13 protein-coding genes, 1 other RNA gene and 1 pseudogene are annotated in these 16,030 nt (G+C 30.4%); 13 read left to right on the forward strand and 2 right to left on the reverse strand.

Annotation, left to right across the window (positions count from 1 at the left end; genetic code table 11):
• The first annotated feature begins 9 nt into the window (after window positions 1–9).
• The 7 genes from eno (at window position 10) to ssrA (ending at window position 7,629) form a co-directional block, all read left to right on the forward strand.
• Window positions 10–1,314, forward strand: coding sequence for a phosphopyruvate hydratase (gene eno, locus LQ608_RS05130; RefSeq protein WP_078357414.1), 1,305 nt, complete (start codon window positions 10–12; stop codon window positions 1,312–1,314).
• A 550-nt stretch (window positions 1,315–1,864) separates the two neighbouring features.
• Window positions 1,865–3,208 carry a 3-phosphoshikimate 1-carboxyvinyltransferase gene (gene aroA / locus LQ608_RS05135; protein WP_239734310.1) on the forward strand — a complete coding sequence of 448 codons (1,344 nt, stop codon included), beginning with the start codon at window positions 1,865–1,867 and terminating at the stop codon, window positions 3,206–3,208.
• Window positions 3,209–3,277: 69 nt separating this feature from the next.
• Window positions 3,278–3,511: a preprotein translocase subunit SecG gene (gene secG, locus LQ608_RS05140; protein ID WP_078357416.1), complete on the forward strand. Its 234-nt coding sequence runs from the start codon at window positions 3,278–3,280 to the stop codon at window positions 3,509–3,511.
• Window positions 3,512–3,600: 89 nt separating this feature from the next.
• Window positions 3,601–4,341, forward strand: a complete 741-nt coding sequence (locus tag LQ608_RS05145; RefSeq protein WP_078357417.1) for an alpha/beta hydrolase — start codon at window positions 3,601–3,603, stop codon at window positions 4,339–4,341.
• A 34-nt stretch (window positions 4,342–4,375) separates the two neighbouring features.
• Window positions 4,376–6,715 (forward strand): ribonuclease R, encoded by a 2,340-nt coding sequence (rnr, locus tag LQ608_RS05150; RefSeq protein WP_239750433.1) that lies wholly within the window; start codon window positions 4,376–4,378, stop codon window positions 6,713–6,715.
• Between the two features lie 10 nt (window positions 6,716–6,725).
• Window positions 6,726–7,193 carry an SsrA-binding protein SmpB gene (smpB, locus tag LQ608_RS05155; protein WP_078358599.1) on the forward strand — a complete coding sequence of 156 codons (468 nt, stop codon included), beginning with the start codon at window positions 6,726–6,728 and terminating at the stop codon, window positions 7,191–7,193.
• Window positions 7,194–7,271: 78 nt separating this feature from the next.
• Window positions 7,272–7,629: a transfer-messenger RNA gene (gene ssrA / locus LQ608_RS05160) on the forward strand.
• A 998-nt stretch (window positions 7,630–8,627) separates the two neighbouring features.
• On the opposite strand, the gene LQ608_RS05165 is transcribed toward ssrA, so the two are convergent.
• A complete protein-coding gene (locus LQ608_RS05165; RefSeq protein WP_239750435.1) occupies window positions 8,628–8,786 on the reverse strand; it encodes a hypothetical protein in 159 nt (52 codons plus the stop codon).
• Between the two features lie 608 nt (window positions 8,787–9,394).
• Here LQ608_RS05165 and LQ608_RS05170 point away from each other — a divergent pair.
• From LQ608_RS05170 to fosB, 5 genes and pseudogenes are all read left to right on the forward strand, one after another.
• On the forward strand, window positions 9,395–10,300 hold the full coding sequence (locus LQ608_RS05170; protein WP_239750438.1) for a Kiwa anti-phage protein KwaB-like domain-containing protein: 906 nt from the start codon (window positions 9,395–9,397) through the stop codon (window positions 10,298–10,300).
• Window positions 10,301–10,318: 18 nt separating this feature from the next.
• Window positions 10,319–10,870, forward strand: a complete 552-nt coding sequence (locus LQ608_RS05175; protein WP_239750440.1) for a hypothetical protein — start codon at window positions 10,319–10,321, stop codon at window positions 10,868–10,870.
• 345 nt (window positions 10,871–11,215) lie between these two features.
• Window positions 11,216–11,926 (forward strand): hypothetical protein, encoded by a 711-nt coding sequence (locus tag LQ608_RS05180; protein ID WP_239750442.1) that lies wholly within the window; start codon window positions 11,216–11,218, stop codon window positions 11,924–11,926.
• Between the two features lie 612 nt (window positions 11,927–12,538).
• On the forward strand, window positions 12,539–12,934 hold the full coding sequence (locus tag LQ608_RS05185; RefSeq protein ID WP_115337698.1) for a VOC family protein: 396 nt from the start codon (window positions 12,539–12,541) through the stop codon (window positions 12,932–12,934).
• Window positions 12,935–12,941: 7 nt separating this feature from the next.
• Window positions 12,942–13,362, forward strand: a pseudogene (gene fosB / locus LQ608_RS05190) (FosB/FosD family fosfomycin resistance bacillithiol transferase).
• Between the two features lie 5 nt (window positions 13,363–13,367).
• Here the strand turns inward: fosB and LQ608_RS05195 are convergent.
• The gene (locus LQ608_RS05195; RefSeq protein WP_239750444.1) at window positions 13,368–13,898 is read right to left on the reverse strand and encodes a GrpB family protein; all 531 of its coding nucleotides are present in this window, start codon (window positions 13,896–13,898) and stop codon (window positions 13,368–13,370) included.
• Window positions 13,899–14,354: 456 nt separating this feature from the next.
• Between LQ608_RS05195 and LQ608_RS05200 the strand changes: the two genes are divergently transcribed.
• Window positions 14,355–15,416 carry a DUF4352 domain-containing protein gene (locus LQ608_RS05200; protein WP_239750449.1) on the forward strand — a complete coding sequence of 354 codons (1,062 nt, stop codon included), beginning with the start codon at window positions 14,355–14,357 and terminating at the stop codon, window positions 15,414–15,416.
• Window positions 15,417–16,030: the final 614 nt, after the last annotated feature.

Consider the following 16,030-nt stretch of genomic DNA (forward strand, 5'->3'; position numbering starts at 1 on the left):
GTTTTAATTATGCCAATTATTACAGATATTTATGCACGCGAAGTTTTAGATTCACGTGGTAATCCAACAGTAGAAGTAGAAGTATTAACTGAAAGTGGGGCTTTTGGTAGAGCATTAGTACCATCAGGAGCTTCAACAGGTGAATACGAAGCAGTAGAATTACGTGACGGAGACAAAGAACGTTATTTAGGTAAAGGTGTTCTTAAAGCTGTAGAAAACGTTAACGAAATAATTGCACCAGAAATTATTGAAGGTGAATTCTCAGTATTAGAACAAGTTTCTATCGATAAATTAATGATCGCTTTAGATGGTACACCTAACAAAGCTAAATTTGGTGCTAATGCTATCCTTGGTGTTTCTATGGCTGTAGCTCGTGCTGCATCTGATTTCTTAGGACAACCTTTATATAAATATCTTGGTGGATTCAATGGTGTTCAATTACCAGTTCCAATGATGAACATTGTAAACGGTGGTTCTCACTCAGACGCACCAATCGCATTCCAAGAATTCATGATTTTACCAGTTGGAGCTCCAACATTTAAAGAAGCTTTACGTTGGGGAGCAGAAATCTTCCATAACTTAGCTAAAATCTTAAAATCTCGTGGATTAGTAACTGCAGTAGGTGACGAAGGTGGTTTCGCTCCTAAATTTGAAGGTACTGAAGATGGCGTTGAAACAATATTAGAAGCTATTAAAGCTGTTGGTTTAGAGCCAGGTAAAGATGTATTCTTAGGATTTGACTGTGCAGCTTCAGAATTCTTCGAAAATGGCGTTTATGACTACGCTAAATTTGAAGGTGAAAACGGTGCTAAACGTTCTTCAGAAGAACAAGTAGACTTCTTAGAAGAATTAGTTAACAAATACCCAATTATCACTATTGAAGATGGTATGGACGAAAACGATTGGGACGGATGGAAAATCCTTACTGAACGTATCGGCGACCGTGTACAATTAGTAGGTGACGACTTATTCGTTACTAACACTGAAAAATTATCTGAAGGTATCGAAAAAGGTATCGGTAACTCAATCTTAATTAAAGTTAACCAAATCGGTACATTAACAGAAACATTCGAAGCAATCGAAATGGCTCAAAAAGCTGGTTACACTGCAGTAATCTCACACCGTTCAGGTGAAACAGAAGATACTACAATTTCTGATATCGCAGTAGCAACAAACGCTGGCCAAATCAAAACAGGTTCTTTATCAAGAACTGACCGTATTGCTAAATACAACCAATTATTACGTATCGAAGACGAATTATTTGAAACAGGTAAATTTGAAGGAATCAAAGCTTTCTATAACTTATCAAAATAATTGAGCATATAAAATGATTTATAAAGAGCACAAAAGGTGTAGACTCACCTTTTGTGCTTTTTTATTTTGAATAAATAAAGTGAGGTAGCCCGTGAATTTATCAAGACGTGGTCGACATGATAAATAGAAGGCGTGAATTTATCAAGACATGGCAAACATGATAAATAGAGCGGTTGAATATTTCAAGACATGGCAAACATGATAAATAGAACGGTTGAATATTGCAAGACATGGCAAACATGATAAATAGAACGGCTGAATATTGCAAGACATGGCAAACATGATAAATAGAGAGGCTGAATATTGCAAGACATGGCAAACATGATAAATAGAACGGCTGAATATTGCAAGACATGGCAAACATGATAAATAGAGAGGTTGAATATTGCAAGACGAGGCAAACATGATAAATAGAGCCTTACTTCACTACACAAAAATACATTAACTCAGGACATGTTCTTTAACGCTTTAAACCAGCAACATTTTGTCGTTTCATTCCATATCAAAATGTTCTATAATAGAGACAATGAATTTTTTAGGAGGATCATAGATGACGATTAATTTAAAAAGTGCTAAATCACCATGGTCTAGTTTAGATGGAGTAGAAGCATTAACACTTCATCCTATCAACCAATCTTTTAATAAAGAAGTAATTATTCCAGGAAGTAAAAGTGTAACTAATCGTGCTTTTATATTAGCAGGATTTAGTAATGGCACTTCAAAATTATCTGGATACTTAAAAAGTGATGATACGTATTGGTGTATGGAATCATTGAAAAAATTAGGTGCTACTTTCGAATTTATCGAAGATGAGATTCATATAACAGGAATTAATCATGCAGAATTGCCAGATAAGCAACAAATATTTATTGGTTCTGCTGGTACTACTGCGAGATTCTTACCAGGTATATTAGGTACACAAGAAAAAAGTGAAATTACAGTTACTTCAACTGAACAATTAGCAGTAAGACCTCATCAAACACTTCATGAAGCATTACAACAACTTGGAGTAGAGGTTAAATATCTTGAAGAAGAAGGTCAATTACCTATTACTATAAAAGGTACAGCGCAAACAGGTGGAAAAGTTTCAATTGCTGGTAACCAATCGAGTCAATTTATTAGTGGATTATTAATGGCTGCTCCTTTATTTAATCGTCCAACTGAAATAGAATTAACAACTAATATTGTTCAGAGCGCTTACGTTGATATAACAATTGAGATGATGCACCAATTTGGAATTAATGTTGATGTCTCAGATGATTATAAACATATGAAAGTTGAACAAGGTCAATATCAACCAGCTACATTACCTTTAGAAGCTGATTTATCAACTGCTTGTTATTTTATGGCGTTGGCTGCACTAAATAAATCAACAATTAAAATTAATCATTTAAACATGGAAAGTCATCAACCTGATTTAGAAGTTGTAGATATTCTTGAGAGAATGGGCGCAACTGTTGAAAAAGGTTCTGACTACGTCGTAATTTCTGGTCCTGAACAATTAAAAGGTCATTTAACGATAGATATGAATGCATGTTCTGACCAAGCTTTAACAATTGGTACGTTAGCTGCTTTTGCTGATGGTCCAATTACGATTACAGGAGTTGAGCATATTCGTCATCATGAATGTAATCGTGTTTCAGCATTAACTGAAAGTCTTTCTAAATTAGGTATCGATGTAGTTGAACATCAAGATGGATGGACTATCACACCAGGTCAAATTGAAGCAGCGACTTTAGACACATTTGACGATCATCGAGTAGCTATGTCACTAAGTTTAGTTGGTACTAAAATTGATGGAGTTAAGTTGCTAGACCCATCATGTGTTTCTAAGACTTGTCCGACTTATTTTGAAATGTTAAAATCTTTAGGTATTTCAGTTGAGTATAATTAACGAAAACTTGAGTGAATAATGTAAATATGCTATAATTCTACTGTTATAATAGACAGGAGGACCGAGTCCATGCATACATTTTTAATCGTCTTATTAATCATCGTTTGTATTGCATTGATTACCGTCGTGTTACTTCAAGAAGGTAAGAGTACTGGATTATCTGGTGCAATTAGTGGCGGAGCAGAACAATTATTTGGAAAACAAAAACAACGTGGAGTAGATTTATTTTTACACAGAGTTACAATTATTTTATCAATTTTATTTTTCTTATTAATGTTAGCAATTACTTACTTTAAAATGTAGTGGTCCGACTGTCTTGTCGGACTTTTTTGTTTGTTTACAAGTAAAAAAACGATACAATAGAACTAGATTATGTTAAAGGAAGGTCGATCATGAGAATTCAATTACCTAAACCTTTCTTCTTTGAAGAAGGAAAGAGAGCAGTTCTACTTTTACATGGATTCACAGGTAATTCATCAGATGTTAGACAACTAGGACGATACTTACAGAAAAAAGGATATACATCATATGCACCACACTATGAAGGTCATGGTAGACCTCCCGAAGAGATATTAGAATCAAGCCCATATGTATGGTTTAAAGATTGTCTAGATGCCTATGATTTCTTGGAAGAAAAAGGTTATACTGAAATAGCAGTAGCCGGACTTTCACTAGGTGGCGTTTTTAGTTTAAAATTAAGTTTAAAAAGAGATGTAAAAGGTATTATAACAATGTGTTCCCCTATGTTTATAAAAACAGAAGGCACAATGTTTGAAGGTGTATTAGAATATGCTAGAGAATTTAAGAAGTATGAAGGAAAAACACCTGAACAAATTGAACAGGAAATGAAACATTTTCACCCAACAAATACTTTGACTGAATTGCAAGATACAATTCAAGGTGTAAGAGATCAAGTTGATGAAGTGTTTGATCCTTTATTTGTCGTTCAAGGTAGACAAGATGAAATGATTAATCCTGATTCAGCTAATATTATTTACAATGAATCATCATCAGATGATAAAAATATTAAATGGTATGAAGAATCTGGTCATGTTATAACAATCGGACAAGAAAAAGAAAAAGTATTCGAAGACGTGTATCAGTTCTTAGAATCATTAGATTGGTCCGAATAAGACATCATAATATAAACGAGAAAGGAGGCCCACTATGAATCTAAGAGAAGAAGTTGAAGAAATCATCAATGATAAAGAATACAGTCCAATGACAGTAAGTGAATTTCAAGACGTAATGGGACTCAATAATGCTGATTCATTTAAAGAATTAATTAAAGTTCTAGTTGATTTAGAACAAACGGGTCAACTAGAAAGAACAAAGACGGATAGATATAAGAAGACAAGAGATAAATCAGATCTTGTTAAAGGTACATTGAGTCAACATAAGAAAGGTTTTGCATTTTTAAGACCTGAAGATGATACAATCGAGGATATTTTCATACCACCTAACCAAATTAATAAAGCAATGGATGGTGATGAAGTATTAGTAGAAGTTGTGCCATCTCGTGGTGACCATAAAGGTAAAATAGAAGGAAGAGTTAAAGCAATTACAACTCGTAATATTACGCAAGTAGTAGGTACATATACTGAAGCTAAGCATTTTGGCTTCGTATTACCAGATGATAAGCGTATCACTCAAGATATCTTTATCCCTAAAGGTAAAAATCTTGGTGCGATTGAAGGTCATAAAGTATTAGTAGAAATAACTGAATATGCTGATGGTTCACATAATCCTGAAGGGCATGTGAAGGCGATTCTTGGTCATAAAAATGATCCAGGTGTTGATATATTATCTATAATTTATCAACATGGTATCAATATTGAGTTTCCTGATAGTGTTATTGCAGAAGCTAAAAATGTACCCGATCAAATTAAACCTGATGAAATAAAAGATAGACGTGATTTAAGAGACGAACTGACAATTACAATTGATGGTGCAGATGCTAAAGACTTAGATGATGCTGTATCTATTAAAGCGCTTGATAATGGTTTAACAGAGCTTACTGTTAGTATTGCTGACGTCAGTTATTATGTGACTGAAAATAGTGAATTAGATAATGAAGCTTACGATAGAGCAACAAGTGTTTATCTTGTAGATAGAGTTATTCCAATGATTCCACATAGATTGAGTAATGGTATATGTTCATTAAACCCTAATGAAGATAGACTAACTTTAAGCTGTAGAATGGAAATTAACCAACAAGGTGAAGTGGTAAGTCATGATATTTTTGAAAGTGTGATCCACTCTGATTATAGAATGACTTATACGGATGTAAATTCTATTATTGAAAATGAAGATCAAGATATCCGAAATCAATATGCTGAAATTACACCAATGCTTGATTTAGCTCAACAATTATCACAACAATTAATCGCTAAACGTAAAAGACGTGGTGAAATTGATTTTGATATTAAAGAAGCACAAGTATTAGTAGATGAAGATGGCATACCAACTGACATTAAAGTAAGAGAAAGAAATGATGCTGAAAGATTAATCGAAAGCTTTATGTTATCTGCTAACGAAACAATCGCTGAGCATTTTAGTAAACTTGAAGTACCATTTATCTATCGTGTCCATGAAAATCCTAAAGCAGAAAGATTAAATAAGTTCTTTGAATTTATTGCTAATTTTGGTCTTGCTGTTAAAGGATCAAGTGAAGATATTCATCCATCAACATTACAAAAAATTGTTCAAGAAGTTGCTGGCCAAAAAGAAGAAATGGTTATTTCTACATTAATGTTAAGAAGTATGCAACAAGCTAGATACAGTGAAGATAATTTAGGACACTTTGGTTTGTCAGCTGATTATTATACACATTTCACATCACCAATTAGAAGATATCCTGACTTAATCGTCCATAGATTAATACGTAAATATTTAATCGATAAGTCTATGAATAGTAAAAATATTAGACATTGGGAAGAAGTGTTACCTAATATAGCTGAACATACATCTAAACGTGAAAGAAGAGCAATCGATGCAGAACGCGATACAGACGACTTGAAGAAATCAGAATACATGATACAACATGTAGGAGAAGTATTCACAGGTATTATCAGTTCTGTTGCTAACTTTGGTATGTTCGTTGAATTAGAGAACACAATAGAAGGTATGGTACACATCTCTAACTTAACAGATGACTATTATAATTTTGATGAGAAGAACATGGCTATTATAGGTGAACGCCAAGCTAAAGTATTTAGAATTGGTGACAAAGTGGAAGTTAAAGTAATTAACGTTAACGTTGATGAAAGAATGATAGATTTCCAAGTTGTAGGTATGCCAATAGCTGAAAAAAATAGAGAACGATTGGCGAGAGAAAAAACAATCAAAGCCAAAAAACGTACTACATCTAAAGAAGATGACAAGCCTAATCATCATAAAAAAGGCAGAGCAAAAGGTAAACAAGGCGGTAGACAAGATAACAAAGACAAAAAGCCTTATTACAAAGCTAAAAATGTAAAAAATAAAGCAAGAGGCAAGAAAAAATAGAAAGTAGGTGATGGATGTGCCAAAAGTTCAAAGCAAACCATTAGCGCAAAATCGTAAAGCAAGCCATGATTATACAATAGAAGATACGGTTGAAGCGGGAATTGTCCTTCAAGGTACTGAAATCAAATCCATTCGCCGAGGTAGTGCAAACTTAAAAGATTCATACGCACGTGTTTACAACGGAGAAATGTACGTATACAACATGCATATTGCACCGTACGAAGAAGGAAATAGATTTAACCATGATCCATTGAGAAATCGTAAATTACTTTTAAAAAGAAAAGAAATCGATAAACTCTTTGGTATTACAAGAGAAAAAGGGTATGCATTAATACCGCTTAAGCTTTACATTAAACACGGTTACTGTAAAGTGCTTTTAGGAGTAGCAAAAGGTAAGCGTGACTATGATAAACGACATGCTTTGAAAGAAAAAGAAGCAAAACGTGACGTTGAAAGAGCAATGAAACAAAGATATTAAATAATTATATTGATAAATCAATAAAAAATTGTTAAGATTAAATATACTTCTGCTAAAAAGAAGTATATTTCTTATTGAGGGGACGTTACGGATTCGACAGGGGTCCCCGAGCTTATGAAGCGTGTCGGAGGGTTGTCTTCGTCATCAACACAACAGTTATAATAACTGGCAAACAACAAAACTTAGCAGTAGCTGCGTAATAGCACTCTGCATCACCTAACAGCATCGCCTATGTGCTGTTAACGTGATTCAACTTTAAGTAGGATACGCTCGTCACTGCCGTTTGAAGTCTGACGAGAAGAGATTAATCAAACTAGCGTTGTAATAGGGTGTCAGCCCCCTGATACAACGCGAAACAATAAAGACTTGACTACACACGTAGAAACATTTGTATCAGGATCTCTGGACGCGGGTTCAACTCCCGCCGTCTCCATTATATAGCTCTCAGCCCTTGTGGTTGAGGGCTTTTTATTTTCGTTGCCCCAGTTACGCCAATGAGATAATATTTTAGGTTTTAAAACAAAAAAGTCATCCTATTTGGAAGACTTTTTTGTTCTAAAGTTTATAGTAACGAAGAAAGCTATAAATATTAACATTATAAAAAATAGTGAATTAATGAATATATCTAAGGTAAGAGATTTAAAAAAAGGTAGTTCACTAATCGTGAATAAAAGGCCAGTAATTAATATTACTATTGAAATAAGAATTATTACAATGAATGAAAATATGAAAAATGCCCAAAATTTCAAGCGTTCTTTTAATTTATTATATATTTTAAGCTCACTAAATAAGTCGAAATCATTAGAGTAATGAATTTTACGATTCATTATTTCATTAGAATTTATAATTATTCTTTCTAGATTAGAAGGTCTATTAAAAGTACAAATATAAGTATCTTCATATTTTTGCAATATGATTAATTTTTTGAATGAAATATCTAAATTGGGATAATCACTTTTCAATAAATAATAGTGTGGCATGGTATAGGCGTTTATGCTTTGTTTTATAAGTAGAATTATAAACGAAAACAAAAACGTGATTAGTGTAATAATTATAATGAACAAGTATAAGTTATCTTTATCTTTTAAGTATTCCTTTAAATCAATATCTGTCTGAGATATGAAAAAAATTTGAAAGAGAATTGAAATGAAAATAGAAGTTAAAGATAATATAAACTTATAAAAAGCACTATTTTTATTTTTTACATTTAATTTTATAAATTTGTCTTGAGTTAATGAAATTATTGAAAATATAATAAAAGAAAATAAAGTTAATGATATTGGCCCGATAAATGCCAAGCTACTCTTTACGTAAGTTAATATGTTTTCCATAATTGAAAAATCCTTTCGTGAATAATTATTCTTTTGAAATTTTTTTCTTCCTCTAAAACTCAATTCATCTATCTAAGTATTTTGTTCACCATCTATCAATCGTTTAATCAGCAACATTATTAAAATAATTACCAAATATTATATAGAACGGTTTGAATACGTGTTCTGATTTATGGCGTTTTTTATAATCTCTTAATGTTTCTATTATATGAGTTGGTGCGTAAACATCTCTAGTACCATCTTTTGTTTTAGGAATTATCATAACAGCATTATAATTAATTTTATCGTTGATATTTTTTTAGTCAATGGTGAATCTATAGAGAGAAATTATGGAATGGAGTTCTTAACTTTAATTTATGAATAATAACAAAGAAAAAAGAAAGATACTAATAAAATCCGTTGAATTAATTAATCATGATATTAGTGGATATCTTACAAAAATGATTTTTTCAGGTATTTGAAAAAACATAAGGTTGTTGAATATATATGTAGTAATAGAACTTGTTACAGATAGCTGTATGATTGATTTTATGTAACGTTCATTAGGATTCCAGTTTGAATTTTATATACAAAAATTATTCGGAGGACTTCTTTAAACCTCGTGTTTCGACTTGTGATTAATTGAGCAATAGTTTTTTGCGACCAAATTTCATATACTAAATATTTCAATGTGAAAAGATTCGCAATATGAATGATATATCATAAAACACTAGCTAGCAAAAACTAGGTAGGGTGATTTTTGTGTCATTAATTAACATCTGCAACTATGGTCTTCCAAGATATTAGTTGCACTTTTTATAAAATAATACTTTTACATTCATTTGGTGAAATGTATAATATTGTTAACTACACACAGGAAGAGGTATGGGAATGGATAATGATAAAATTAAAAACATTATTTGTAATGGTGATTTAACTTTATATTTATCAAAAAAACGCACTATAAAAGATTACAAATTATACGAATTAAAGATTTCAAAAGAAATAAGTACATGGTGTAAAGAGACACAATGTGATTTTATAGATAAAAAACAAAATTGTGATGTTGTTGACTATAATCCAGTAGCAAGTATTGATAATACAATCGAAACCTTAGATATAAAAGACTTAGAAGGTTTTGATTTAATTAAGGGAAAGTTTACACTACCTGACCATACTAATAATTTAGTGATACATAATTTAGATTTTCAGGTTTTCAGATTCCAATATAATAATGAGGAAGTTGTTATTTTTACGAGAAATCCGAAAATTGCAAAACTTGATAGAGGATTAATGGCGATTCCAGAAAAAGGAGTATATACTAAAATTAGTATTAAGAATCATATAACTTTAAATGAACATATAGAGATATTAATTTATAAAGATAAAGCATATGTGTATAAACATAATATAGTTGAATCATTATTTTTTACTAAAGAAATGTTTAAGGAAAAGGCTAAAAGTATTTTGGCAACAATAAATGAAAAAAACATAATTTCAAATTTTGATAAATTAGAAGAAGATATTTTAAATGATGGTAGATTATTTAAAAGAGTTGCAAAGTTATATAATGAAAATGATAGAGCTGAGTTGTTTATAAAAGAGAAGGAAAAGACTATTAATACTATTGAGGATCTGAAATTAGGTGTAAAATACGAACATACAGATGGGGAAAAGATAAAATTTATATATGATAGAAGTAATAAAGAGCAAAAAAGATTTTTCACTAATCTTATACTTGATGCGTATTATAAAACAATGATTGGTGGTAGAGCTGGAGAAAATAGCTCTTTCTAGTTAAAAAGGAGGGAGAAAATGTATAAATCAAGGAATTTTGATATTATAGGAGCTTTATTTAAAGCTGCATTATACATTTCTTCCTATATTCCACTTTTTGGGTTAATTTATATAAAACAAGCTGAAGAACACAAAGTAGGATTAATGAAAGTTTTTTTTATAAATAAAACTTTTTGGGTTATTATTATTATTATTTCAATTATTAGTTTACTTTTATTAATTATTTGGTTAATCGGAGAAGGGAAAAGTAAAAGGAAATATAATGAGATAGAAGCTTTAAATGTTGAAGTGTTGAATTACTTCATTACCTATTTAATCCCCATGTTATCCCTAGATGTTAGTAACAATTATAGTATTTTAATGAATGGTATTCTTTTTATGTTGATTGGTTTAGTGCATATAAGGTCTAATATGTATCACATGAATATTCTATTGTTAGTTATAGGATACAAAGTCTATAAAACTAAAAGTGGTCATATTTTAATAAGTAAAATTGAATTAGAAGATGAGACATGCGAATTAAATGTTAAACCTATAGGTGTGAGCAAATTTAATATTGTAAAAAGATGAATTCGAGATGATCTAAATAACTAAACCCCCAATAATGTAGTGAACCCAAAAAATTAAACGTTTTGGGTTCACTACATTATTTGGGGTTTTTATGTCGTTTCCAGAAAAATATTGTAAAAATTTACATAAAATGTATAATTAATACAGAAGGGCTCTAGGAGGTGTTTTTAGGATGAGTAGTTTAATAAAAAATATCATTAAAATTATAATTGTTATTTTAATGATATTAGTTTTAGTTTCTTTTGTTCAAGGTGATATAAACACAGTGATTTTTGGGATACTTTACTTTGTTTTTATTTTTATACTAATTTTTATTGATAAAGTTAACCAAAGGAGAAGATAATAATGAAAAAATTATGTCTAAGTATCATAGCAATTTCTGTTTTGTTAAGTACTTTAAGTATGGGATTACATAGTGCAGATGCTCAGGTAACACCTATAGAGGAAAAAACTTATATTCAAGATAATAAAATCTCTTCACAATATGTTGATGATGGAACAACATACTATGTTGAAGAAGAATTTACTGGAGATTACTCAGTTGAGACAAAAATATATAAAAATAATATTTCTAGTAAGAATTTAACTGAAAAAATTTATAGCTCAGTTGAAAATGATACATTAGTTCAAAAAAATGAAGACGGTAATATTATTTATTCAGAAAAAGTTGATAGTTTTTCTCCAGAAATAAATACAAATAATACCTCGACAGCTAATTCTCAAAAAGATGTTGTTATGATGGCTAAAAAGAAGGCGAAATGGGTAAAATCAGGAAAAGCATGGAGTGGTAGTAATAAAGCTAAAAAACTTACTATCGGTGCTTTAGCCATTACCATAGCAGCAATTACAAAAGTACCTGCAACTTATGCATGGGTAATTAATATCGCGAATTTCTTTTATCAAAGTACAGCGAGAACTGTTTATTATAAAGCCGTTCCTTATAAAGATGCAAATAGTTCTAAATATAGACCAACTGTTATGACTAAATATACTTTTTATAAAGATAAGGCTCATAAGAAGAAAATGGGTGCTAGAAATGTAGTTTTTAGACCATAATGAGTATTATATTTATTTAAGAAAAAGAATGGATTAGAATATAAATTACAGATATTAGCCCGCCTATAGGTATCGCCTTCAAATTGTTAGTATTCACTCTAACTTTCGAGGTGTGGTACCTAGGTGGGCTATGCTTATACCTACTATTTAGTAGTTTTGTTATACTAACAAATGATCTGTTTTGTAAATTGAATTTATTCGCTCAAGTGTCAAACGCGTGTCAATTTAGTTATAATTAAGGATGTTTCGTTACAAAGTTAAACTCTTATAAACGTTATACTTACAATATTTTACTATCATTTACATACTCTATAAAAGAATGCCGTCTCCATTATATAGCTCTCAGCCCTTGTGGTTGAGGGCTTTTTATTTTTGAGTGCACAAAATGGATGTAACAAACAAACCAAGGTCATTGATAAGTTACAGGTAGATTTATATAATGTACATCATAATAAGCATATAGAACGTATTGAACAGCGGGAAAAAATATTTACAAATAGACAATATACTTTCCGCATCCACTCTTCGTAGTGGTTATTTTTATGTGTATTTATGTTAGAATATTCAGTAAATCAAACGAAGATAAATTTTTAAAAATAGTGGGTGGCTGTAATGAGTGGTGCTATACATCATATAGAAATATATGTAGAAGATATAAATAAAACTAGAAAGTTTTATGAATGGTTATTACCTGAGTTAGGTTATAAGCTATACCAAGATTGGGAAAATGGTTTTAGTTTTAAATTAGATAAAACTTATATTGTTTTTGTAGAAGTCGAAGAAGAGTATAGAAAATATGGTTACCATAGAAAAAGAATAGGATTAAATCACATAGCTTTCAGTGTTTCAAATAGAAATAAAGTAGATAATATAAGTAATATTTTATTAGAGAACGGCATGAATATTTTGTATGAAGATAAACACCCATATGCTGGCGGTAAAAATCATTATGCTGTTTACTTCGAAGACCCAGATAGAATTAAGCTAGAAATCGTTAGTGAGGAGTGAATATTACATGATTCAATCTATAAATCACGTTACCTATTCTGTATTAGATATTAATCAATCTATTGTTTTCTATAAAGATATTTTGAAAGCTAAAATTTTAGTAGAGAGTGATTAAAACAGCTTATTTCATATTGGGTGGCCTGTGGTTAGCGCTTAATGAAGAAAAAGATATACCTAGAAATGAAATTCAATACTCATATACACATATGGCTTTTACAATAGAGGAAAGTGAATTTGACGAATGGTATCAGTGGTTAAAATATAACAATGTTAATATATTAGAAGGACGTAATAGAGATGTAAGAGATAAACAATCAATATACTTCACTGATCCAGACGGTCACAAATTAGAATTACATACAGGTACATTAAAAGATAGGTTAGACTATTATAAAGAAGAAAAGCCACATATGAAATTTTATATGTAAGGAGGTTATATTATGACAATTGAAGCAAGGTTATTTGAAGAAAAAGATTTAAATAAGATAAATGAATCTTTACCGTTTATGTAGTTTTCTTTATCACCATTAAATTTAACAAATAATGCTTCTTTTAAATTGGAATATTGTTTTGCGACATCTGAATGTTCAATTAAGTATGCTTTGAATGCGAGATATCTATTTATATCGAACTGATTATAAATATCGAATGTATGAACATGAAAAAGCCTTTCTTTTGTAACTTTATCACTTTTTGTAAAGTATCTTCTGTTTTTAATACCAAATTCACCAAGCACTTCATAATCAATGTTCTCAAAGTATGAATTATACTGGTCAACTTTGTTTATATCTTTAACAACAGGCAAAATATCGATAATAGGTTTAGCCTCTATACCCGGAATAGCTGTGCTACCAATATGGTAAATGTCAACTAAGTCTTGACCAAAAATTTGGCTAATCTTGTTAGCTTCTTTAGCGTAAATGTTAGCCCAATTTGAATTATGTGGTTCAATCGTGATTTTCATAGATTGTTCAACTCCTCAATATATTTAATTATAGTACCATTACACTAAATAAATATTCTAGTTTATAGTTTAAATAAGCTGTAGATTATTTATCAAAAAGTAATAAAATTACTTTTATAAGATTATTAGGAATAATTTAAATGAATGATGAATGTCTAAGACACATATAAAAAGAAATTTTTAGAATGAAGAAGTAATAACTGAAGAGCGAACTATACAACAGCCAACATTAGAACAACCTAAAGTCGGTAATGATAGCCAGCAAATTCAAGTCAAACAACGTGATCTACAAACATCTTCACAAGAAAAGTAATGAAAGAGAGGGTGATTACAGCACTCTCTTTTTTAAAAATATAAAATAACTAGTAAAAAGTTAAGAGCAATTTAATTTTGTGCTATCATTTTACTTCTTTTGTGATATGATATGTTTAATTATCATAAATGGAGGATAGAAAATTGAAAAAAATTATGTTGTTAATAATGGTGGCGGGATTATTTTTAGTAGGTTGCAATAGTTCGAACATTGAAAGAAAAGCTGAGTCGAATGATAACAAAAAGCATAAATCAACACACAGTAAACGTAAGGCAAATGAGCAAATGAAGACATTTAAAGTGGGAGAAGTTGTTGATGCAGACGGTGTTGATATAATAGTAACCAAAGTTGAATTTAATAATGATTATGATGAATATAGTGCTCCTGAAAATGGACAAGCGCTTAAAGTTTCATTTAAATTTAAAAATCATAATGATGACCAAGTTCTAGTTGATAATTCTGCATTTACGATGAAATCGAAACAAGAAAACTTTCAAGAGTGGTTTGGAACAGATGATAATCATGCAGGATTCTCTCATTTATTAAATAAAGGGAATATAGGTACAGGGTATATATATTATGATGTTCCAGATTCTCAAAGATATACGCTAGAGATGGATTTTGTGCCTTTATTCGATACGGTACGTGGTAAATGGGAAATTAGGAAATCTGATATTAAAGGGAATAGTAATACAAATTCAAGTACAAGTACAAATGAAACAACAAATGAAATGAAGGAAACAGAAGATGATAGTGAGGATTATCCTTATACTGCTGAGGAGTACAATTATTTAGTCGATGAATATAATTCTTTAACAGAAGGAGAAAAGATGAATCGTGTAAGTCGTGGTGTTACAAATAAAGAGTATAATGACTTATTAGAGAGAATTGAGAAAGAATACGATCGATTAGGCGATGAAGCAGATAAAGAATATGATGATTTTTTGAAAGAACAAGAAAAAATAGACGCTGAGTATGAAGAAGAAATGCGTAAAGAAGAAGAACGTCAAGCAAAAGAAGACGCAGCATATGAAAAAGAACAAGCAGAAGAAGATGCAGCATATGAAGAAGAAATGCGTAAAGAAGAAGAACGCCAATCGATAGAAGATGCAGCATATGAAGAAGAAATGCGTAAAGAAGAAGAGCGCCAAGCAAAAGAAGATGCAGAATTCGAAGAAAAAATGAAGGCTTTAGATGAAGAATAGTTACATATTAATATTATAATTAAAAAGGTTTATAAATATAAAAATAAGACACCTTCCAAACTATTTATAATCTGGATGGGTGTCTTATTTATTTTTGCTTAAATATCAATATTCAATATACATAGCGGGAGTGTTTTCTTTAACATATTTAAAGTCGTATTTTTTGTATAAATAGTTTGCTGGCATTTCAGATATTAAATAATGTATTAGACCTACTCTAATTATTACATATTAGTTATATACTAATTCTATTAGTAAAAATGACCATAAAAAATAACCATCTCTAACTTTAGCTGATTTTGATGGTTATTTTTTATAATGTATTCAATAAAGCTACCGTCTTTTTAACGGGATCGTGAGGGCGATGCATGTAAGTGCATCGTCCTTTTATATTATAAAATTACCATAATTTATAGATGTTGTCTATTGAGATAATTTTGACGATATATGCAGTTAACTATAACTTTTATAATGAATATCTAATCAGTTGTTATAAAAATTGAAAATGTGTATTGAATCAAGTGAATATTTAAGCTTTTCGCTATTAGACAAAAATTGGTAATGTAGATAAAATATTAAAGTGAGCAAGTTGGATAAATGGTGGCTAATCTCAT

Source organism: Mammaliicoccus sp. H-M34 (genome assembly GCF_022386495.1).
GTDB lineage: Bacteria > Bacillota > Bacilli > Staphylococcales > Staphylococcaceae > Mammaliicoccus > Mammaliicoccus fleurettii.